The sequence below is a fragment of the Microbacterium sp. NPDC055521 genome (assembly GCF_053619695.1).
Map to the genome: position 1 here is coordinate 91,134 of NZ_JBSHJX010000003.1, position 19,631 is coordinate 110,764.

At 70.2% G+C, this 19,631-nt stretch carries 18 protein-coding genes; 11 read left to right on the plus strand and 7 right to left on the minus strand.

Going from position 1 to position 19,631, the window contains the following annotated elements:
• Positions 1-107: 107 nt before the first annotated feature.
• The 7 genes from ACWGSM_RS03975 to ACWGSM_RS04005 all read left to right on the plus strand — a co-directional run bounded on the left by ACWGSM_RS03975 (position 108) and on the right by ACWGSM_RS04005 (position 7,600).
• Positions 108-692 (plus strand): hypothetical protein, encoded by a 585-nt coding sequence (locus ACWGSM_RS03975; RefSeq protein WP_452321674.1) that lies wholly within the window; start codon positions 108-110, stop codon positions 690-692.
• A 43-nt stretch (positions 693-735) separates the two neighbouring features.
• Positions 736-3,285: an ABC transporter gene (locus tag ACWGSM_RS03980; protein WP_452321675.1), complete on the plus strand. Its 2,550-nt coding sequence runs from the start codon at positions 736-738 to the stop codon at positions 3,283-3,285.
• A gap of 102 nt (positions 3,286-3,387) precedes the next feature.
• Complete coding sequence (locus ACWGSM_RS03985) at positions 3,388-3,723, plus strand: DsrE family protein (protein ID WP_452321676.1); 336 nt, start codon at positions 3,388-3,390, stop codon at positions 3,721-3,723.
• Between the two features lie 119 nt (positions 3,724-3,842).
• Positions 3,843-4,328, plus strand: a complete 486-nt coding sequence (locus tag ACWGSM_RS03990; protein ID WP_452321677.1) for a pyridoxamine 5'-phosphate oxidase family protein — start codon at positions 3,843-3,845, stop codon at positions 4,326-4,328.
• A 238-nt stretch (positions 4,329-4,566) separates the two neighbouring features.
• Positions 4,567-6,891 (plus strand): phosphoribosylformylglycinamidine synthase subunit PurL, encoded by a 2,325-nt coding sequence (purL, locus tag ACWGSM_RS03995; RefSeq protein WP_452321678.1) that lies wholly within the window; start codon positions 4,567-4,569, stop codon positions 6,889-6,891.
• Positions 6,888-7,031: a hypothetical protein gene (locus ACWGSM_RS04000; RefSeq protein ID WP_452321679.1), complete on the plus strand. Its 144-nt coding sequence runs from the start codon at positions 6,888-6,890 to the stop codon at positions 7,029-7,031. Before purL ends, ACWGSM_RS04000 begins: the two co-directional genes overlap by 4 nt.
• 374 nt (positions 7,032-7,405) lie before the next feature.
• Positions 7,406-7,600 carry a hypothetical protein gene (locus ACWGSM_RS04005; protein ID WP_452321680.1) on the plus strand — a complete coding sequence of 65 codons (195 nt, stop codon included), beginning with the start codon at positions 7,406-7,408 and terminating at the stop codon, positions 7,598-7,600.
• A gap of 82 nt (positions 7,601-7,682) precedes the next feature.
• Here the strand turns inward: ACWGSM_RS04005 and gnd are convergent, their stop codons facing one another.
• Together gnd and ACWGSM_RS04015 are read right to left on the minus strand one after the other, a co-directional pair.
• Positions 7,683-8,765: a phosphogluconate dehydrogenase (NAD(+)-dependent, decarboxylating) gene (gnd, locus tag ACWGSM_RS04010; protein ID WP_452321681.1), complete on the minus strand. Its 1,083-nt coding sequence runs from the start codon at positions 8,763-8,765 to the stop codon at positions 7,683-7,685.
• Between the two features lie 128 nt (positions 8,766-8,893).
• Positions 8,894-10,888, minus strand: a complete 1,995-nt coding sequence (locus ACWGSM_RS04015; protein ID WP_452321682.1) for an ABC1 kinase family protein — start codon at positions 10,886-10,888, stop codon at positions 8,894-8,896.
• A gap of 223 nt (positions 10,889-11,111) precedes the next feature.
• Between ACWGSM_RS04015 and ACWGSM_RS04020 the strand changes: the two genes are divergently transcribed.
• Positions 11,112-11,459, plus strand: coding sequence for a TraR/DksA family transcriptional regulator (locus ACWGSM_RS04020; RefSeq protein WP_452321683.1), 348 nt, complete (start codon positions 11,112-11,114; stop codon positions 11,457-11,459).
• Between the two features lie 224 nt (positions 11,460-11,683).
• Here the strand turns inward: ACWGSM_RS04020 and ACWGSM_RS04025 are convergent, their stop codons facing one another.
• From ACWGSM_RS04025 to ACWGSM_RS04035, 3 genes are read right to left on the minus strand one after another with little or no spacing between them, the layout of a single operon-like run.
• Complete coding sequence (locus ACWGSM_RS04025) at positions 11,684-11,956, minus strand: metal-sensitive transcriptional regulator (RefSeq protein WP_452321684.1); 273 nt, start codon at positions 11,954-11,956, stop codon at positions 11,684-11,686.
• The gene (locus tag ACWGSM_RS04030; protein WP_452321685.1) at positions 11,953-13,644 is read right to left on the minus strand and encodes an FAD-dependent oxidoreductase; all 1,692 of its coding nucleotides are present in this window, start codon (positions 13,642-13,644) and stop codon (positions 11,953-11,955) included. The genes ACWGSM_RS04025 and ACWGSM_RS04030 overlap by 4 nt, the downstream gene beginning before the upstream one ends.
• 2 nt (positions 13,645-13,646) lie before the next feature.
• Positions 13,647-13,799: a hypothetical protein gene (locus ACWGSM_RS04035; RefSeq protein ID WP_452321888.1), complete on the minus strand. Its 153-nt coding sequence runs from the start codon at positions 13,797-13,799 to the stop codon at positions 13,647-13,649.
• Between the two features lie 131 nt (positions 13,800-13,930).
• Here ACWGSM_RS04035 and ACWGSM_RS04040 point away from each other — a divergent pair, with 131 nt between their 5' ends.
• The 3 genes from ACWGSM_RS04040 (at position 13,931) to ACWGSM_RS04050 (ending at position 16,754) form a co-directional block, all read left to right on the plus strand.
• Positions 13,931-14,851 carry a hypothetical protein gene (locus tag ACWGSM_RS04040; protein WP_452321686.1) on the plus strand — a complete coding sequence of 307 codons (921 nt, stop codon included), beginning with the start codon at positions 13,931-13,933 and terminating at the stop codon, positions 14,849-14,851.
• Positions 14,848-15,696 (plus strand): SMP-30/gluconolactonase/LRE family protein, encoded by an 849-nt coding sequence (locus ACWGSM_RS04045; protein ID WP_452321687.1) that lies wholly within the window; start codon positions 14,848-14,850, stop codon positions 15,694-15,696. Before ACWGSM_RS04040 ends, ACWGSM_RS04045 begins: the two co-directional genes overlap by 4 nt.
• A gap of 146 nt (positions 15,697-15,842) precedes the next feature.
• Positions 15,843-16,754 carry a Gfo/Idh/MocA family protein gene (locus ACWGSM_RS04050; RefSeq protein WP_452321688.1) on the plus strand — a complete coding sequence of 304 codons (912 nt, stop codon included), beginning with the start codon at positions 15,843-15,845 and terminating at the stop codon, positions 16,752-16,754.
• Positions 16,755-16,958: 204 nt separating this feature from the next.
• Here the strand turns inward: ACWGSM_RS04050 and ACWGSM_RS04055 are convergent, their stop codons facing one another.
• Entirely contained in the window at positions 16,959-18,482 is a 1,524-nt protein-coding gene (locus tag ACWGSM_RS04055; protein WP_452321689.1) for a lipase maturation factor family protein, read from the minus strand.
• A 230-nt stretch (positions 18,483-18,712) separates the two neighbouring features.
• Entirely contained in the window at positions 18,713-19,618 is a 906-nt protein-coding gene (locus ACWGSM_RS04060; protein WP_452321690.1) for a glycine betaine ABC transporter substrate-binding protein, read from the minus strand.
• Positions 19,619-19,631: the final 13 nt, after the last annotated feature.

Genomic DNA, 19,631 nt, shown 5'->3' on the forward strand with positions numbered 1-19,631 from the left:
GCCTGATCTCGCCACCCACGCGCTTCCCCCTCACCTGCAGCACTCGGGCGCGCGTGATTCTGCCGTGTCCGTACCTGACGGCGGGGATCGTCGCTACAGTGTCGCTCGTGACCAGCTTCTCAAAACGAGATCTCCCGGCAGCGCTCAAGCTCATCGACCCCGACCTGGCGAGCCGACTCACGTCCCATGATGTCGAGGCGCTGTTCGGCGAGGCCCGTGCGCTGCCCATCGAGGGCATCACCGTAGAACCGGCCCCTCTGCACTCATACTGGCGCGGCGATTCCCCTGTCTTGGAGATGGTCACGCCCGACGAGCGGTGGCACATCAACACCACCGAACTCCGCAAGGACGCGCTCTGGCAGCTGCTGGTCGGCCTCGCATCGATCTTGACCGGTCAAGCATTTCTGCCTCTGGCTGCCGCGGTCGGACAGTTGCGCGGCGTACTGCAGAAGTTCACGCGCTTGGCGCCGGACGAAGGGGATGTCGCGGGCACGCTCGTGCGACTGTCGCGGGAACTCGGCGGGCCCGTGCCTCGTGCGCGTCTGGAAGCGGCATACCGGTACGACCCTGACCGCGACGGGCCGATGGACGATGGCTCCCAGCCCATTGACGCTCCCGCCGTCATCGATCGACTGATCGACAAGAAGGTCATCACACGGGCGGCCGACGGCTCGTTGACCATCCCGTTCTGACGGCTCAACGCCGCGCTGATCCCCGGTCACTAGACTCGGCCGGATGCTCGACACCTCACCGGCCGCCGATCCGTTCGTCCGCGTCCGCGGCGCCCACGAGAACAATCTCCGCGGCGTCGACGTCGACATGCCACGCGACCGCATCGTCGCCTTCACCGGCGTCTCGGGCTCGGGCAAGTCATCGCTCGCGTTCGGCACGATCTTCACCGAGGCGCAGCGCCGCTACCTCGAGTCGGTGGCCCCGTACGCCCGGCGCCTGATCCAGCAGGGCCACGACCCGCACGTCGACTCGATCACCGGCCTGCCGCCGGCAGTGGCACTGCAGCAGCGGCGCGGCGCGCCCAGCTCGCGCTCCAGCGTCGGCACGGTCACCACGCTGTCGAACTCGCTGCGCATGCTGCTCTCGCGCGCCGGCACCTACCCCGACGGCGTCACCGAGCGCCTCGACTCCGACGCCTTCTCACCCAGCACCGCCGCCGGAGCCTGTCCGCGCTGCCACGGCGTGGGCGTCGTGCACGACGTCACCGAGGAATCGCTCGTGCCTGACCCGACGCTCAGCATCCGCGGCGGCGCGATCGCCGCCTGGCCCGGCGCCTGGCAGGGCAAGAACCTGCGCGACATCGCCATCACGCTCGGCTACGACGTCGACCGCCCCTGGCGCGACCTGCCGCGCGCTGACCGCGACTGGCTGCTGTTCACCGATGAGCAGCCGGTGGTGCAGATCATCCCGCAGCGCGACCGCATCGAGAAGCCCTACAACGGCCGCTTCTGGAGCGCGAAGAAGTACGTCTTCCACACCCTCGCCGATTCGCAGAGCGCGATGATGCGCGCCAAGGTGCTGCGCTTCATGCGCACCGGGCCGTGCCCGCTCTGCCACGGCACCGGCCTGCGCCGCGAAGCGCTCGCGGTGACCTTCGCGGGGCGCTCGATCGCCGAGCTGAACGCCCTGCCGATGACCGAGCTGGCCGAGGTGCTGCGCCCCACCACCGAGATCACCGACCCCGGCCCGGCGCTGCCCACCGCGACCAGCGGCGAGCGCACCGACGTGGCCGTCGCGATCGCCGTCGACCTTCGCGCCCGCATCGGGGTGCTCTGCGACCTGGGCCTCGGCTACCTCGGCCTCGGCCGGGTGACCACCACCCTCTCGCCCGGTGAGATGCAGCGCCTGCGCCTGGCCACCCAGCTGCGCTCGGGGCTCTTCGGAGTCGTCTACGTGCTCGACGAGCCCTCGGCAGGCCTGCACCCCGCCGACGCCGAGCCACTGCTCGAGGTGCTCGAACAGCTCAAGCGCTCGGGCAACTCGGTGTTCGTCGTCGAGCACAACATGGACGTCGTCCGTCGCGCCGACTGGATCGTCGACGTCGGCCCCGCCGCCGGCGAGGGCGGCGGCGAGGTGCTCTACAGCGGTCCCGTCGACGGGCTCGAGAAGGTGGATGCCAGCCTCACCCGCCCCTTCCTCTTCCCCTCCGCACAGGGCGAGCACGCAGCCCCGCGCGAGCGTCGCGATGCGGCCGGGTGGCTGCGCGTCGACGGCATCCGGCTGCACAACCTCGACGACGTCGACGTCGCCGTCCCGCTGCAGACGCTCGTCGCCGTGACCGGCGTCTCGGGCTCGGGCAAGTCGACCCTCGTCAGCCGGGTGCTGCACGAGGTGGTGCGCGATCACCTGCATCCGGATGCCGATGCCGCCGACACCGCAGAAGACGAGACTGGCCCCGACGAGCCGGGGATCGCGGAGGCGACCGCGCCGTCGGACGTCGACACGCTCAGCGTGGGAGGCACCGAGGGTCTGCAGCTCGTCGACCGTCTGGTGCGCGTCGATCAGAAGCCCATCGGCCGCACGCCGCGCTCGAACCTCGCCACCTACACCGGGCTGTTCGATGCGGTGCGCACGGCGTTCGCGCGCACCGACCGCGCCCGCGAGCGCGGGTACTCGGCCGGCCGGTTCTCGTTCAACGTGCCCGGTGGGCGCTGCGAGACCTGCCAGGGCGAGGGCTTCGTCGCCGTCGAGCTGCTGTTCCTGCCCGGCAGCTACGGCCGCTGCCCGACCTGCCACGGTGCCAGGTACAACGACGAGACGCTCGAGGTGCGCTGGCACGGCCACTCGATCGCCGACGTGCTTGCGCTCACCGTCACCCAGGCATCCGAGGTGCTCTCCGAGATCCCCGCGGCCGCGCGCAGCCTGCGCGCGCTGCTCGAGGTGGGCCTCGGGTACCTGCGCCTCGGCCAGCCGGCGACCGAGCTGTCGGGCGGTGAGGCGCAGCGCATCAAGCTCGCCACCGAGCTGCAGCGGGTGCGCCGCGGGCACACCCTCTACCTGCTCGACGAGCCGACGACCGGGCTGCACCCCGCCGACGTGCGTCTGCTGCTCGCGCAGCTGCACGCGCTCGTCGACGCCGGCGACACGGTGGTCGTCGTCGAGCACGACATGGACGTCGTCGCGGACGCCGACTGGGTCATCGACCTCGGCCCGTCGGGGGGCGACGCGGGCGGGCGGATCGTCGCGACGGGAACTCCGGATGCCGTCGCGGCAGCATCCAGCAGCCGCACCGCTCCGTACCTGGCGGCGCGCCTGCGGGCCACACCCCGTTGAGAAACCAGGTCCGGCGAGAAACCGGCGCACGCGTGGTCGCTCATGCAGAACGTGGTTTCTCGGGCCGGCCGGCGGGGCGGCATCCGGTGGCAGGATGCCGGTATGACCGAATCCCGCACCGTCGTCATCCACGCCACCGCCGACCCCGCCGACGTCGCGCGTTCGATCAACTCGGCGCGCATCCTGCATAAGGACCGGCCCGAGCACCGCATCCGGATCATCGTCAACGGGCCGGCGATCACCGGCGTCACGCGCGGCGCCGACGCTCTCGCGATCGACAAGCTGCCTGAAGGCGCCGTGATCGAGGCGTGCGAGGGCGGCATGCGCGTGCACGAGATCACCGAAGACGACCTGCAGCCGGGCATCCGCACCGTCGCCGCCGCGATCGTCGCGCTCACCGACGCGCAGTTCGAGGGCGCGGCGTACATCCGGCTGTGAGCACGACGGCGTAACCCAGCGCGCTCGGCATCTCAACCCCCTCGTCTCGCGTGCGCGCCGCGGGCATCGTAAGGGTCTCACGCCATCCGCACCCCGCGGACGGCAGGGAGGAGCAGGCGATGACCGACACGACCGATGACCGCAAGAAGGTCGCCGAGCTGATCAAGGACTTCCGCTTCGCGATGTTGACGACGCGCAAGGGCGACGGCAAGCTCGTCGCCCGGCCGTTCACCGTGCAGGAGGCCGAGTTCGACGGCGACCTGTGGTTCCTGATCTCGAAGAGCTCGTCCCCCGCAGAAGAGCTCGCCGCCGATGCCGACGTGAACGTCTCGATGAGCTCGAACGACGCATGGGTCTCGCTCTCCGGAACGGCGTGGCTGGTCGACGACCGCAGCAAGATCGACGAGCTGTGGAACCCGGTCGTCGAGGCATGGTTCCCTGACGGACCCGACGACCCCGACGTGGGCCTCGTGCGCTTCACGGCGGAATCCGCGGAGTACTGGGACACCCCCGGCGGACGCATCGCGACCGTGTTCAGCTTCGTGAAGTCGAAGATCACCGGCGAGCAGTACGACGGCGGTGAGAGCGGCAAGGTCGACCTCTAGTCCGGTTCGTCTTCGTCTTCCGGCCACTTCGTCGGAGGTCGGAGAACGCGCGGAGGTAGGCCGGAACTACGCTGGTGCATCCGTCGCTCGCGCGTTCGCCTACCTCCGGTGAGCCGGGGCGCGCCGGCGCGCCGGGGCGGGCGGGGGCGGGGGCGGCATCCGACACCGCCACGAAATGAGACAGGGAAATAGCAACTAAACTGGCCCTGCCCGCCGGCCCCTTTCTCTTGGAGTGCGCGTGACCACCCCGAACACCCCCACCACACATGTTCCCGACTCGGTCGAGAACGCCATCGCGACTCCTGAGAAGGAGCAACCCTACGCCGCCCTCGGGCTCAAGCCCGACGAGTACGAGCAGATCAAGACCATCCTCGGTCGGCGCCCCACCTCGGGCGAGCTCGCCATGTACTCGGTGATGTGGTCTGAGCACTGCTCGTACAAGTCGTCGAAGAACTACCTGCGCCGCTTCGGCCAGAAGGTCAGCGACGAGATGAAGGAACGGCTTATGGTCGGCATGGGCCAGAACGCCGGCGTCGTCGACGTCGGCGAGGGCTGGGCCGTCACCTTCAAGGCCGAGTCGCACAATCACCCCAGCTTCATCGAGCCGTTCCAAGGCGCCGCGACCGGCGTCGGCGGCATCGTGCGCGACATCATCTCGATGGGCGCCCGCCCGGTCGCGGTGATGGATGCCCTGCGCTTCGGCGCCATCGACCACCCCGACACCCCGCGCGTGGTGCACGGCGTCACCAGCGGCATCAGCTTCTACGGCAACTGCCTGGGCCTGCCGAACATCGGCGGCGAGACCGTCTTCGACGCCGTCTACCAGGCCAACCCGCTCGTCAACGCGCTCGCGGTCGGCGTGCTCCGCCACGAAGACCTCAAGCTCGCCAACGCCACCGGCGTCGGCAACAAGGTCGTGCTGTTCGGCGCCCGCACGGGCGGCGACGGCATCGGTGGCGCGTCGATCCTGGCATCCGACTCCTTCGACGAGACCGGCCCGACCAAACGACCCGCGGTGCAGGTCGGCGACCCGTTCGCCGAGAAGGTGCTCATCGAGTGCTGCCTCGAGCTGTACGCGCTCGAACTCGTCGAGGCCATTCAAGACCTCGGTGCCGCCGGCATCTCGTGCGCCACCAGCGAGCTGGCCGCCAACGGCAACAGCGGCATGCACGTCTCGCTCGACAACGTGCTGCTGCGCGACCCGTCGCTCACCGCCGAAGAGATCCTGATGAGCGAGTCGCAGGAGCGCATGATGGCGATCGTCGCGCCCGAGAAGCTCGACGCGTTCCTCGAGGTCGTGGCGAAGTGGGAGGTCGAGACCAGCGTGCTCGGCGAGGTCACCGGCGACGGCCGGCTGATCATCGACTGGCAGGGCGAGCGCATCGTCGACGTCGACCCGTCGACCGTCGCCGTCGACGGCCCCGTCTACGACCGCCCGGTCGCCTACCCGACGTGGCTCGACGCGCTGCAGGCGGATGCCGCTGAAGACCTTCCCCGCTCGAACGAGCCCGAGGTGCTGCGGGCGCAGTTCCTGCAGCTGCTCGGCTCCCCGAACCTCGCCGACACCAGCTGGATCACCAACCAGTACGACTACTACGTCGGCGGCAACACCGCCCTCGCCTTCCCCGACGACGCCGGCATGGTGCGCGTCGACGAGGAGTCGGGCCTCGGCTTCGCCGTCTCGACCGACGCCAACGGCCGCTACTGCCAGCTCGACCCGTACGCGGGTGCGCAGCTCGCCCTCGCCGAGGCGTACCGCAACGTCGCCGTCACCGGTGCCACGCCCACGGCGATCACCGACTGCCTCAACTTCGGCTCCCCCGAGAACCCTGAGGTGATGTGGCAGTTCGGGCAGACCGTCGACGGCCTGGCCGACGGATGCTACGAGCTGGGCACCCCGGTCACCGGCGGCAACGTGTCGTTCTACAACCAGACCGGCGACGTGCCGATCCACCCGACGCCGTTGGTCGGAGTGCTCGGCATCATCGACGACGTGTCGCGTCGCATCCCGTCGGGCTGGCAGGATGCCGGCGACAACATCTACCTGCTCGGCGTGACCTCGACCGAGCTGTCGGGCTCGGCCTGGGCCGACGTCGTGCACGACCACCTCGGCGGGCTGCCGCCCAAGGTCGACCTCGCCGGCGAGCGCCGTCTTGCCGGTCTGCTCGGTGCGGCTCGCGAGGAGTGGTTGATCTCGTCGGCCCACGACCTGTCGGAGGGCGGCCTCGGCCAGGCCCTCGCCGAGGGCGTCATGCGCTTCGGCGTCGGCGCGCGCGTCTGGCTCACCGAGCTGATGGAGCGCGACGGAGTGGATGCCGCCACCGCGCTCTTCTCGGAGTCGGCCGGCCGCGTGATCGTGACCGTGCCCCGCGAGGAGGACGTGAAGTTCCGCGGACTGTGCGAGGGACGCGACTACCCCGTGCTGCGCATCGGCGTCACCGACACCGAGCCGACCCTCGAGGTGCAGGACGTGTTCACCTTCTCGGTCGACGAGCTGCGCGAGACCTCGCGCGGCACGCTGCCGGCCGTGTTCGGCCCGACCGTCACCGAGCCCCTCGCGTGACCAACGTGCACACCGACGAGGACTACGGCGATCTCGGTGAACGCCGCAGCCGCCGCATTCGGGCTGTCGCCTGGGTCACCATCGTCGCGCTCATCGTCGGCGGCGGCGGGGTGACCGCGCTCACGCTGCTGTTCGGCTGACGCGCGGGTTCGCGCGTTCCTCGGCATCCGCTGGTCCCGAAGGGTCGCCTCCTCTTGCCTGGCGCGACCACACGAGCCCAGTCGACGAGGGAGCATGCCCCTCGGCCGCCACCCTCGCGCCCGCAGGTCCCGAAGGGTCCCCTCCCTGCGCCTGACGCGACCATAAGGGCCCAGTCGGCGAGGAAGCACCGTCCCCTCGGCTGCCGCCCGCGATCCCGCAGGTCCCGAAGGGTCGCCTCCTCGCGCCTGACGCGACCATACGGGCCCAGTCGACGGAGGTGGCGGGCCCTCGTCGATGCACCACGGGCTGTCAAGCCTCTCGACTCCCTCGCAGAGCACCCCGATCGTGGACTCCACCGATCGAAGGAGTCAGCATGAGCGACAACACACCCGCACACGAGCCCACCGACGAAGAACTGCTCGAGAACGGCATGGACGACGGCACCGGCGACCCCAATGACGACCGCGCCTACCTGCAGGACACCCCGCCGGCCCAGGTCGACGACGCGTCCGTGCGCGAGCACGCCGACGAAGAAGGGGCAGCGGAAGACGGAGACCGATTCGCCTGAAGTCGAACGGGACGCATTCCCGCACGAAGACGCCGGTCGAGAGATCCTCTCGACCGGCATCTTCAATGAGCGCCGGGATCGATCACGCGCTGTCAGACTGCCCGCGGTCGTTCGACTCCGACTTGCGGCCACCGGCCTCGAGAACGTCACCAGCGGGAAGCTCCTTGTGCCCGCCGAACTGCAGCCGCATCGCCGAGAGCACCTGGTTCGCGAAGTGGTCCTCACCGCGCGAGGCGAAGCGCTCGAACAGGGCCGACGAGAGCACCGGCACGGGCACGCCCACGTCGACCGCCGCCTTGACCGTCCAGCGGCCCTCGCCCGAGTCGGAGACCCGGCCGGCGAGGCCGTCGAGGGTGGGGTTCTCGTTCAGGGCGGTCGCGGTGAGATCGAGCAGCCACGACGAGATCACCGAGCCGCGACGCCACAGCTCGGTGACCTTCGCGGTGTCGATGGGGAACTGGTAGAACTCGGGCTCCTCGAGCGGTGCGATCTCGGCGGAGTGCTCGGCCTCGCGCACTCCCGCGTCGGCGTTCTCGAGCAGGTTGAGACCCTCGGCGATCGCCGCCATGATGCCGTATTCGATGCCGTTGTGCACCATCTTCACGAAGTGTCCCGCTCCGGCCGGGCCGCAGTGCAGGTAGCCCTGCTCCTCCGGCGCCAGCTCGCCGGTGCGGCCGGGAGTGCGCTCGATCTCGCCGACGCCGGGCGAGATGGTCTTCAGCAGCGGTTCGATGTGCTGCACTGCGGCATCCGATCCGCCGACCATGAGGCAGTACCCGCGCTCGAGGCCGAACACGCCGCCGCTCGTGCCGGCATCGACATACTCGATGCCGCGCTCGCGCATCGCGGCGGCGCGGCGTACGTCGTCACGGTAGTTGGAGTTGCCGCCGTCGATGACGATGTCGCCCTCGTCGACCAGGTCGGCGACCTGGTCGAGGATGGTGCCGGTGAGCCCGGCCGGGACCATCAGCCAGATCACGCGGGGGGTCTGCAGCTTCGACACGAAATCCTGCAGGTCGGCGGCTCCGACCGCGCCGTCTGCGACGATCGCCTCGACCGCGTCGCTGTTGACGTCGAACCCGACGCATTCGTGTCCGTCACGCATCAGGCGACGCACGATGTTCGCGCCCATGCGTCCGAGTCCGATCATTCCCAGCTGCATCATGTCTCCCGTCGATTGGCGTTCCCATCGTCACGCACGCCATGGGTGGTGGCAAGGCCCGTGCGGGGCGGGTGCGGATGTGGCATGCTTCGCGGTCGCGCGTCGAGTCGGGCCGGGGCCGCGCTGCGGCGCTACCTCGACCGGGAAGGCATCCGCCGCAGCACGTCGAAGAGCACCTTCAGCGTGAGCACCCCCGTGACCACCATGAAGAGGTAGCCGAACACCTGGAACAGCGTGAGTGTGTCGGTCAGCTGCGGGCCCACGCTGCTCGTGAGCAGCACGGCCGACATGATCCCGAAGACGCCGGCGAGGAACGCCACGACGACCAGTCCGGTGATCTCGCGAAGGAACGCCCGGTCACGGGCATCCGCCAGCATCCGCACGTTCATGCCGAACCGGCCCTCGGCGAGGTGCCCGGTGATCTGATCGACGCGATGGGGCATGCGCTTGATGAGGGGCAGCACCGAGACCGCCTCATCGGCGAGCGAGCGCAGCACGGCCTGCGGCCGCATCGCGTCGCTCATCCGGCGCTGCGCGTAATCGCCGGCCTCAGCGATGAGGTCGAACTCCGGCTCGAGCAGGCGCAGCGATCCTTCCACGGTCGCGATCGCGCGGAACGGCACGGTCAGCTCGGCAGGAACGGTCAGGCCCTGCTCCGAGAGGATCACGACCACCTCGGCGAACACCGAAGCATCCAGCCGCGAGCCGGGCCCGAGGCGACGGGACATGAACGACGACACGATTCGACGCAGCGCGCGTTCGTCCTGACCGTCGTCGAGGGTGACGAACGCGAGCAGCGAGTCCGCGAACGCGGCGGCGTCGCCTCGGGAGAATGCCGACAGCACGTCGACGATCCTCGCCCGCGTCTCGGAATCGATCCGACCGATCGAACCGAAGTCGAGAAGGACGACATCGGCCTCGGCACCGGCGGCACCCTCGGAGATGACGATGTTCCCGGGGTGCAGATCGGCGTGGAAGACGCCCGCCTGCAGGATCTGGGCCAGCACCGCGGCGAGCAGTCGCCGAGCCAGTTCGCTGCGCTCGGCCGGGTCGAGCGCGGCCGCGGCCCGCGGATCACTGAGCGTGCGCCCCGACACGTGCTCCATCACGAGCATCCGTTCGCTGCTGAGAGCCGAGAGGCAGCGGGGGATGTGCACACGAGAGTCCGCGGGAAGGCTCTGCTGCACGGCGGCTAGCGCCGCCATGTTCATGGCCTCGAGGCTGTAGTCCAGCTCGTCGTGCAGGCTCTGAGTCAGGCTGTCGACCAGCGCTTCGACTCCGAACCTCTTCGCCCACTCGCTCGACCGGGCGAAGCGACGGGCCAGCCGCTGGGCGATGTCGATGTCCCGCAAGACCACCGCTTCGATCCCGGGTCGCCGCACCTTGACCGCGACTCGTTCGCCCGACTTCAGCGTCGCGGCGTGGACCTGGCCGATGGATGCCGCAGCAAGAGGCTCATGCGAGAACGTGGCGAACACGTCGTCGAGCGGGCCGCCCAGTGAGGCGACCAGCTGCGCTTCGACGGCGCTCCACGGTGCCGGCGGCACCCTCTGCTGCAGGGCGCTGAGGGCATCGCGGAACTCCTGCGGCAGCACATCGGGACGTGTGGAGAGCAGCTGCCCGAGCTTGACGAACGCCCCGCCCGCCTCCTGCAGCGCCTCTTTCAACGCGATCGCCTGCTGCCGCCGCTCCCGACGGTGCTGCTCATCGGCACTGGACTCGAATCGGATGGCCAGCAGACGGTGCCGGGCGGCGATCCGCAGCAGCTGCATGTACCGCCGATTGCGTTCGAGCGCCTGGCGCGTCAGGGCCGGCCACTGGTGCGGCTGAGGCAGCGAGCCCTGCGGCACGAGGATCTCCGCGGCCACGAGAACCGCGATGGCCACGAGCACGATCACTCCGAGCAGAATCGGGATGACGGCGGGCGTGTACTCCGCTGCACGCCAGACGAACTGCGATTCGAAGCCGACACCCGCGCCGAGTCCGGCGAGGCCGGCGAAAATGATGCGCCCGCTGCTCATGCGCACCCCCAGCAGACGCCGCGAGAGCGCGCCGATGAGGAGCATGATGAGCACCGTGACGCCGACGATCAGGAGCGCATCGAGCACAATGGCTGAGAGATTCACACGCGGCCTCCGATGGGGAGAACTGTATCAATCCCCGGCGGATCGATCTCAGTTCACTCCAGTCGAGCGCAGTGCGCGCAAACCCACATCCGGGAGAAGACTGATGCGGGCGTCATCCGAACGTGTGATGCGGGGGCGGGACGCGGGAAGCCGGGGCCCGTCCTGGCGTCGTCGGGAGCCGGATGCCGGCGCCGCGGTGCGGCAGCGGGGCTAGGGTGGCGGGATGGCCGGCATCAGCAGGAAGTCGCTCGCCGCGCAGCGGGCGGATGCTGTCGCGCGCGCCGAGCATGCGGCATCCGCTCTGGCCGAACTCGTGCACGACCGGCAGGGGTCGAACGACGACGACGAGCACGACCCCGAGGGCGTCACCCTGTCGTCGGAGTGGTCGCGGCTGTCGGCGCTGGCCGACGCGGCTGCCGGCGAGGTGCAGCAGTACGACGAGGCGCTCGAGCGGTGGGATGCCGGCGACTACGGCACCTGCGCGAACTGCGGGCAGCCCATCCCCGAGGGTCGTCTCGAGGTGCGCCCGTTCGCACGGTTGTGCGTGCCGTGCGCCGAGAAGCTCGGGTGACAGCGCACGAGTGACCCCGTGCACCGGGCGACCCGGCGCGCCGTACGGGCAGGCCGCCCGGCCGCCTCAGAACCGAGACGAAACGGGGGCCGACACTCCAGATGTCGGCCAGATCCCTCGAGAACGTCCGACATCTGGCGTGTCGGCCCCCGAAGCGTAAGCGCCGGCGACGCCCCGGCACGCTGGCGACCCACCCCGAGGCGTAAGCCGCTGACGCCGACGCCTCAGGCCAGCGTGAGGAACAGCTTCTCGAGCTCCGCCATGCTGGGGGCGCCGTCCTCGGCATCCTCTCCGTCGATCACGCAGTGCTTCAGCGCGGTGCTGATCACCGCGAAGCCCGCGCGGTCGATGGCCTTGCCCACCGCGGCGAGCTGGATCACGACGTCACGGCAGTCGGCATCCGTCTCCATCGCGTCGATCACGGCGCTCAGCTGCCCGCGGGCGCGCTTGAGCCGGTTGACGACCTTGCGGATGTCATCATCGGGTGCGGTGCTCATACGGACTCCTTCTCGAGAGTGCGGTCGGCGGCGAGCATCCGGGTGCCCGCCTGCCAGGTGAGGTACCCGCCGTCGAGGTTGCGCGCCTCGCGGCCGTGCTGACGCAGCAGGCGCACGGCGGTGTGCCCGCGCTGACCGACCTGGCAGTGCACGATCAGCTCACCGGCGGGCAGCTCGTCGAGACGGCCGCGCAGCTCGTCGACCGAGATGTTCACACTGCCGGGAATCGCCCCGGCCTCGTGCTCGCCGGCGCTGCGCACATCGAGCACGGTCGCACCGGAGGCCACCGCGGCGGAGAGCTCGTGCCACTGCACACCCTCGGTCAGCCCGGTCGCGGCGTTGTCGGCGATGTAGCCGAGCATGTTCACCGGATCCTTCGCCGAGGCGAACTGCGGCGCGTACGCGAGCTCGAGCCGGCTCAGCTGCGGCGCGGTGAGCCCGGCCTGCATGGCCGTCGCGATCACGTCGATGCGCTTGTCGGCGCCGCGGCGTCCGATGACCTGCGCGCCGAGGATGAGGTCGGTGTCGGGGTCGACGAGCAGCTTCATCGTCAGCCGCTCGGCACCGGGGTAATAGCCGGCATGGTCGGAGGGATGAGCGTGGATCACGCGGTGCGCGCGACCGGCATCCCGCAGGCGCTTCTCGCTCCACCCCGTCATCGCGACCGCGAGATCGAACACGCCGACGATCGCCGTGCCGAGCGCCGGCAGCGCGTCGGCGGGCGGGGCGTCGAGCAGCCCCGCGTCGGCGGCGATCGCGTCGGCAGCGGTGCGGCCGTGCCGGTTCGCGAGGCCGGCCATGGTGACGAGCGTGGGCTCGGCGGAGACGGCATCCACCTTCTCGACGCCGTCTCCCACCGCGAAGATGCGCGGGTCGCTGGTGCGCTGTAGCGCGTCGACGGCGATCCCGCCGGTCGGTCCCGTAACGAGCCCGGCGGAGACGGCGAGGGATGCCGCAGGGCGCACACCCCGCGCATCGATGACGATGTCGGCGGCGACCGTGGTGCCGTCGTCGAGGTGGACGCCCTCGGCATTCATCGACTCGACCGATGCACGCAGCCGCAGGTCGACGCCGTGCGCCTGCAGCTCGTCGACGACGAGCGCGGCCATCTCGACGTCGAGGGGGCTGAGCGGGTGCGGGCCGTGCTGCACGAGCGTGACCGCGAGGCCGCGGTGGACGAGGTTCTCGACCGCCTCGATGCCGATGAATCCGCCGCCGACGACGACCGCGCGGCCCGCGTCGGGGAGATCCTCGAGGGCGAGCGTGATGCGGTCGACGTCGTCGATCGTGCGCAGGGTCGACACGACGGGGGCGCCGGGTGTCTGCTCGAACACCTCGCGCGAGGTCGCGCCGGTCGCGAGCACGATGTGGTCGTAGGGCTCGTCGATGACGGCGCCGATGCGCACATCCCGGATGCCGACGGTGCGGGCATCCCGATCGATCGCGACGGCCTCGGACCCGGTGCGCACGTCGAGGGCGAAGCGGGCGCGCAGAGATTCGGGCGTCTGCAGCAGCAGCGATTCGCGCTCGGCGATCACGCCCCCGACGTAGTACGGCAGCCCGCAGTTGGCGAAGCTGACATGATCGCCCTGCTCGACGACGATGATCTCGGCGTGCTCGTCGAGCCGTCGCAGCCGAGTCGCCGCCGACATGCCGCCTGCAACTCCTCCGATGATGACGACGCGCATGGTCAGCGCCGCCCGAACAGCTTCGCGAAGAAGCCGGTGCGCGGCTCGCTCTCGTGCCCGCGGCAACGGTCACTCGAGCGCACGCCGGCCATCACCATGTCGACGTGCTGGCCGCAGCCGGCCCAGGTCGTCTTGCCACACGTTCGGCAGGTCACTGCGCGGCACATTGTCGTCCTCCTCGGTTCGGGTACGGATCGATGGTAGCGGATACCCCCGGGGGTATAACTGGATGTCGGCTGAATGCGGCTCTCACGCCCGTGGCGCGCGGAAGTAGGCTGAGCACATCATGGATGAGGTGTTGAGGTGGCTCGGCAACTACTGGTGGCTGGCCTTCCCGCTGATGGGCATCGCCGGCGGCGTCGGCAAGTCGTGGGAGCGCGCCTCGAAACGACGTCACGAGCGGCGGCTCGAGACTCTGCGCCTGAAGGGCGAGATCAAAGCCGCTCAGCTCGCCGCCCGCGGGGGCACGCCACCGACGACGAGGAAGCTGGTGCGCGAGGCCGCCGCCGAGGAGCGCGCGTCGACCGCGCAGCTGCTCGAGAGACTCTTCGCAGAGCACGACGAGGTCACCGCCCGATGGCTCGACTACGAGCTCGACGTGGCCAAGCTCATCGCCTTCCCGGCGATGAGCGACGGACGCCAGCCGTTGACCGCCGCGTTCCTGCGTGCGAAGAAGATCGCCGACGCCCTGCGGCCCGCGTCGGCGGATGCCAAGCTCACCGAGGCGGAGATCGCGGAGTACGTCGATGCGGTGGGCGACTACGCCGTCGCCTTCGACATCGCCGAGCGTGATGCCCGCCGGCTGCGCGACGCGAACTTCAGCGAGGTCGAGCGCAGACGCCTCGACCGGGCGCAGCACATGCTCACCGTCGCCCTCGACGACGCGGCGACGCAGGCCGAGCGCAACCTCGCCTACAAGCGTGTGCGCGAAGAGCTCGACGGGCTGATCCTGCTCTCCGACGCGGCGGTCGACGTGCTCGAGCAGAAGGTGGCCGGGCAGATCGGGTCGGCACCGGCATCCACTTCCCCGCCGTCGGATGCCCAGGCGTCCGGCCCCCGGGCATCCGGCGCACCGGCGCCTGCGCCACCGGCATCCGCGTCCCCGCCGCCTGCGACCGCCGCGCCCAAGCCGGCGCCCGAGCCGGCGCCCGACCCGGCACCCGAGCCGGAGCGGATGCCGCTGCGGCGAGACGACCCGCGAGCATGAGAGCCGAGAACGTCACCGGACCCATCGCGTGGCACGCCGAGGGGCCGGTCTGGGCGGCCGCGTGGGGCGGGCTGCGCTGGGTTGACGGCGCCGCCGGCGACCTGCTCACGCTGCGCGACGGCGGCGTGATACGGCAGCACGTCGACGACGAGTACCTCGCCTTCGTGCGCCCGCGCCGATCCGGCGGCTTCGTCGCCGTGGGAGCGCGCACCCTGTATCTCGCGGACGAGGCAGACGGCGAGACGCGTGCGGTCGCAACGCTCGGGGGCACCCCAGGTGTGCGGATGAACGACGGATGCTGCGACCCCGGCGGACGCCTGCTCGCCGGCTCGATGGCGTATGACGCGGCGCCGGGAGGCGGGTCGCTGCGCCGGATCGACGCCGACCTGGCGATCAGCGTCGTGCTGCCGGAGGCGACCATCTCGAACGGCATCGCGTTCACCTCAGACGGGTCGCACGCCTACTACAACGACACCGCCACCGGCCGGGTGGACGTCTTCGACGTGTCGGACGGCGACCTGGTGAACAGGCGGCCGTTCGTGTCGGTCCCGGCCGACTCCGGCGCCCCAGACGGTCTCTGCGTCGGCGCCGACGGCAGCGTCTGGGTGGCGCTGTGGGGCGGGTCGGCCGTGCACGGATACGACAGCTCGGGAGCGCTGATCGAGAGCATCCAGCTGCCGGTCCCGCAGGTGAGCGCCTGCACCTTCGGCGGGCACGGGCTGAGCACCCTGTTCATCACGACCTCGGCGCAGGGCCTCGACCCCGATCACGGCACCGAGGCCGGGTCGCTGTTCGCGATCGACCTGGGCATCCGCGGACTGCCCACGTTGCCGTTCGCCGGGTGAGGCGGATCACTTCTCTCGTCTCCTTCGCCGAGGGACGGCGGGGTCGCGGCGGCGGCACGGGTGCCGGCAGGGTCGCCGGAGGGGCCGGTGAGGTCGCGGCGAAAGACGCGGGGACCGGCTGGGAAGGCGCGGCGTAGAGTCGGGCCATGGAGAGCACGCTGCGGGTCGGGATCGTCGGGGCGGGCGGCATCGCGCCGGTGCACATCGAGGGCTGGCTGGCGCTGGGCGCCGAGGTCGCGATCCTGCGCAGGACGGATGCCGACGTGCTGGCCGACCGCTACGGCATCCGGGTCATCGGGGGTCTCGACGAACTGATCGACGCGGTCGAGATCGTCGACATCATCAGCCCCACTTCGACGCACCTCGCCATCGCCCGTGCCGCCTTCGCGCGCGGCAGGCACGTCGTGTGCGAGAAGCCCCTCGCGGGCAGCACCGCCGACGCGCGGGCGCTCATCGAGGCCGCCGATCAGGCCGGTGTGCGCCTGTTCCCCGCGCACGTCGTGCGCTACTTCGAGGGGTACCGCGACCTGCACGAGCGCGTCGGCACGGTCGGCACGCTCACCGAGCTGACGTTCCGTCGCACGGTCGCGGCTCCGGACTCGGCGTGGTTCTATGCCGAGGATGCCGGCGGCGGGGTCATCCGCGATCTGATGATCCACGACATCGACCAGGCACTGTGCCTGGCCGGGTCCGTCGCCGAGGTGTCGGCCACGCAGGATCCCCCGGCGGTCGGCGATCGCGTCTCGCCGCCGATCTCGGCGCACGTCACCCTCACCCACGCGAACGGCGCGATCAGCCACCTGCGCGCCGACTGGCTCGAGCCGGGCACGCCGTTCCGGTCGATGGTCGAGGTGGCAGGCTCGGGCGGCATCCTGCGCTTCGACACCGACGTCGAGCCGGCCGGCGCCGACCCGTACCGCGCCCAGCTGGCCGACTTCGCCGCGGCGATCCGCACCGGCGGCGAGGCGCGCGTCACCGCCGCCGACGGGCTGGCGGCGGTCGCCGTGGTGGATGCCGCCTACGCATCCCTCGCCGGGAAGCGCCCGATCACGTTCTGACCGTGCGCACGTGGCCGGGCGGCGGCGGGCGACCGGGGCCGGCGACCGGCGATACGTTCCGGGGGCCGACACGCGTCTCCCGGCGACCGGCGATACGTTCCGGGGGCCGACACGCCAGATGTCGGACGGATGCCGTGGAAGCGTCCGACATCTGGAGTGTCGGCCCCCGATGTGTATCGGCGGAAGGGGCGGCCGGCGCGCGCGTCAGCGCCCGAGGCCGAGCGGGCGCACGAGCACGTGCCGGCGGTCGCGCACCCACACGACGCCCGCCTCCCGGCGCTCCGCGCGGGTCGCGAAGCGGTAGCGATACGAGACGACGCGCACCCACGCCGGCCGTTCGCCATCGAAGGGGTCGTGGCGCAGCATCCGCAGCGTGGGGCGGTCGGCCTCGAGCAGACGGACGAGGAACATCGTGAACCAGTTGTCGAGCGACTGGCCCAGCGGCAGGAACCACATCAGCCAGTCAAGCCGCAGATGGTACGGCGCGAACTGCCGCGGGATCCGACGCAGCGCGCCCGGCTTGCCCTTGAACTCGTACTCGCGCCAGTCCGCGGCATCCGGATCGGCATCCGTCGTCCCCTCCACGACGTATTCGATGCGCTGCTTGGTGACGGTGCCGAAGGCGCCGTAGGCGTTGCCGAGCTGCCACCGGTTGAAGCTCGCGTTCATCAGCTGCCGATGGGCGAACAGGTTGCGCAGCGCGGGCCAGCTGAGCGCGATCATCAGCAGCCCGACCGCCGAGGTGATGATGACCCAGTACAGCGGGATGCCGGATGGCCCTTCGACAGGGTCACGAACCCAAGCAGGCTCAAGAGGCCACGAGGGCTCAGGGACCCAGGAGGGCCAATGGATCCCCGCCAGGCCGACGCCCGAAAACGCGAACACGATCGTCGCCCAGTTCAGCCAGGCGAAGTTGCCCGTGAGCACGAGCCAGAGCTGGGTGAGGATGATGATCGCCGCAGCGATCGCGCCGATCATCAGCAGGATCGCGTCGACCGAATCCGGGGTGAACAGCGTCACGAGCGGCACGAACAGGAAGAACGGCACCACCAGCTGCGCGAAGTGGTTGCCGAGCACCTCACCCTTGTGGAACCACCGCGGCAGCAGGTGCGCCTGCCGGCTGAGCGGGCCCGGCATCGGCTGCGTCTCGTGGTGGTAGGTCAGGGCGGTGAGGTCGCGCCACTCCCGGCCGCCGCGGATCTTGATCATGCCGGCGCCGAACTCCAGCCGGAACACCAGCCACCAGAACAGCGCGATGATCACAGTGGGCGGCGGCTGGTGGGCTGAGCCGAGGAACGCCGCGAGAAACCCGGCTTCGACGAGCAGCATCTCCCACCCGAACCCGTAGAACGTCTGCCCCACGCTGGTGATCGAGAGGTATCCGAACCACAGTGCGAGGAAGCAGATCATAGGCACCCAGGGCGGCGCCAGCTGCGGGATGCCGATCACCAGGGCTGCGGAGATGGCCATGCCTGCCCAGCACAGGGCGGCCAGACGTCGGTCGGTGTATCGGATGCGGGTGAAGAGGGTCGGATGCAGCATCCGGCGCCTCGTGGGAGACGACGTCGCCCACGCGATCAGGTCGGGCACGGGCAGCAGCCCGCGTTCGCCCAGCAGCGGACGGAAGTGGTTCAGCGTCGAGAGGAACGCGACCAGGTAGAGCGCCGCGATGCCCCGCTGCAGGACCTCGCGGGCGAAGCCGAAGTCGACGGCGGCGAACCCGTCCATGCGCACAGGCTACGACCGCGGCCGGACCTTCTGCAGGGGGTTGCGCTGCGAGACGAAGCGGGGGCGCGCACGGGCATCCGGAAGCCCGCCCCGACGAGACGAAACGGGGGCCGACACTCCACCCGTCGGACAGAACACGTGGATCCGTCCGACATCTGGAGTGTCGGCCCCCGTTTCGTAACCGGCTAACCGGCGAACCGGCGCACCGGCACGGCGCACCGGCTACCGGGTCACTTGATGGCGTCGGGGTTCTTCTCGAGCCACGCCTTGACGGCCTCGCGCTCCTTGCCCTCGCCGTACTCGTTGACGACCAGGTCCTCGAGCGAGCCGTACTGCTCGTCGTCGAGCTTGATGCTCTCGATCAGCTCGGCGGCCTCGGGGTACTTCTCGGCGAAGCCCTTCGTGCCCAGGAAGTGCAGGCCCTCGGCGTCGCCCATCAGGCCGTTCGGGTCTTCGAGGTCCTTCACGGGGAAAGCGTCGTTGGCCCAGAACGGACGCCACAGCGTGACGACGATGTCTTCATTCGCGTCGGTTGCCTTCTTCAGCTCGGTGAGCATGGCGGCGGTCGACGAGGTGACGAGTTCGTACTCGCTGTTCAGTCCCGTCTCCTCGAGCATGGTGGTGGTCTGCTCGGTGAGACCGGCGCCCGGCTCGATGCCGATGATCTTGCCGTCGTAGGTCGCGGCCTTGCCCTTGAGATCCTCGATCGAGGTGAGCTCCGAGTACTCGGGCACCGCGATGGTCAGCTTCGCGTTCTCGTAGTACGTGCCGAGATCCTCGATGTCGTCACCGTACTTGTCCATGTACTTCGCGTGGGTGAGCTCGGGCCATGCCGACGGGTAGATGTCGACGTCGCCCTGGGCGAGGCCGGTGTACAGCGGACCGGCGTCGGTGAGGGTCTTCATCTCGACGTCGTATCCGAGCTCCTCGAGCTTGTTCTCGAGCAGGTACGCGGTGCTGAGGCCGTCGGTCCACGACGGCAGGAAGCCGAGCGTGATGGTGCCCTTGTCGCCCTTCGAGCCGGTGTCGGAGTCACCCGTTCCTCCCGTGCCTCCGGCCCCACCCGACGCGCAGCCGGTGAGGGCGAGCGAGGTGACGGCGGTGAGCGCGAGCAGTGCTGTGAACTTCTTCTTCATGTTCTCTTCTCTC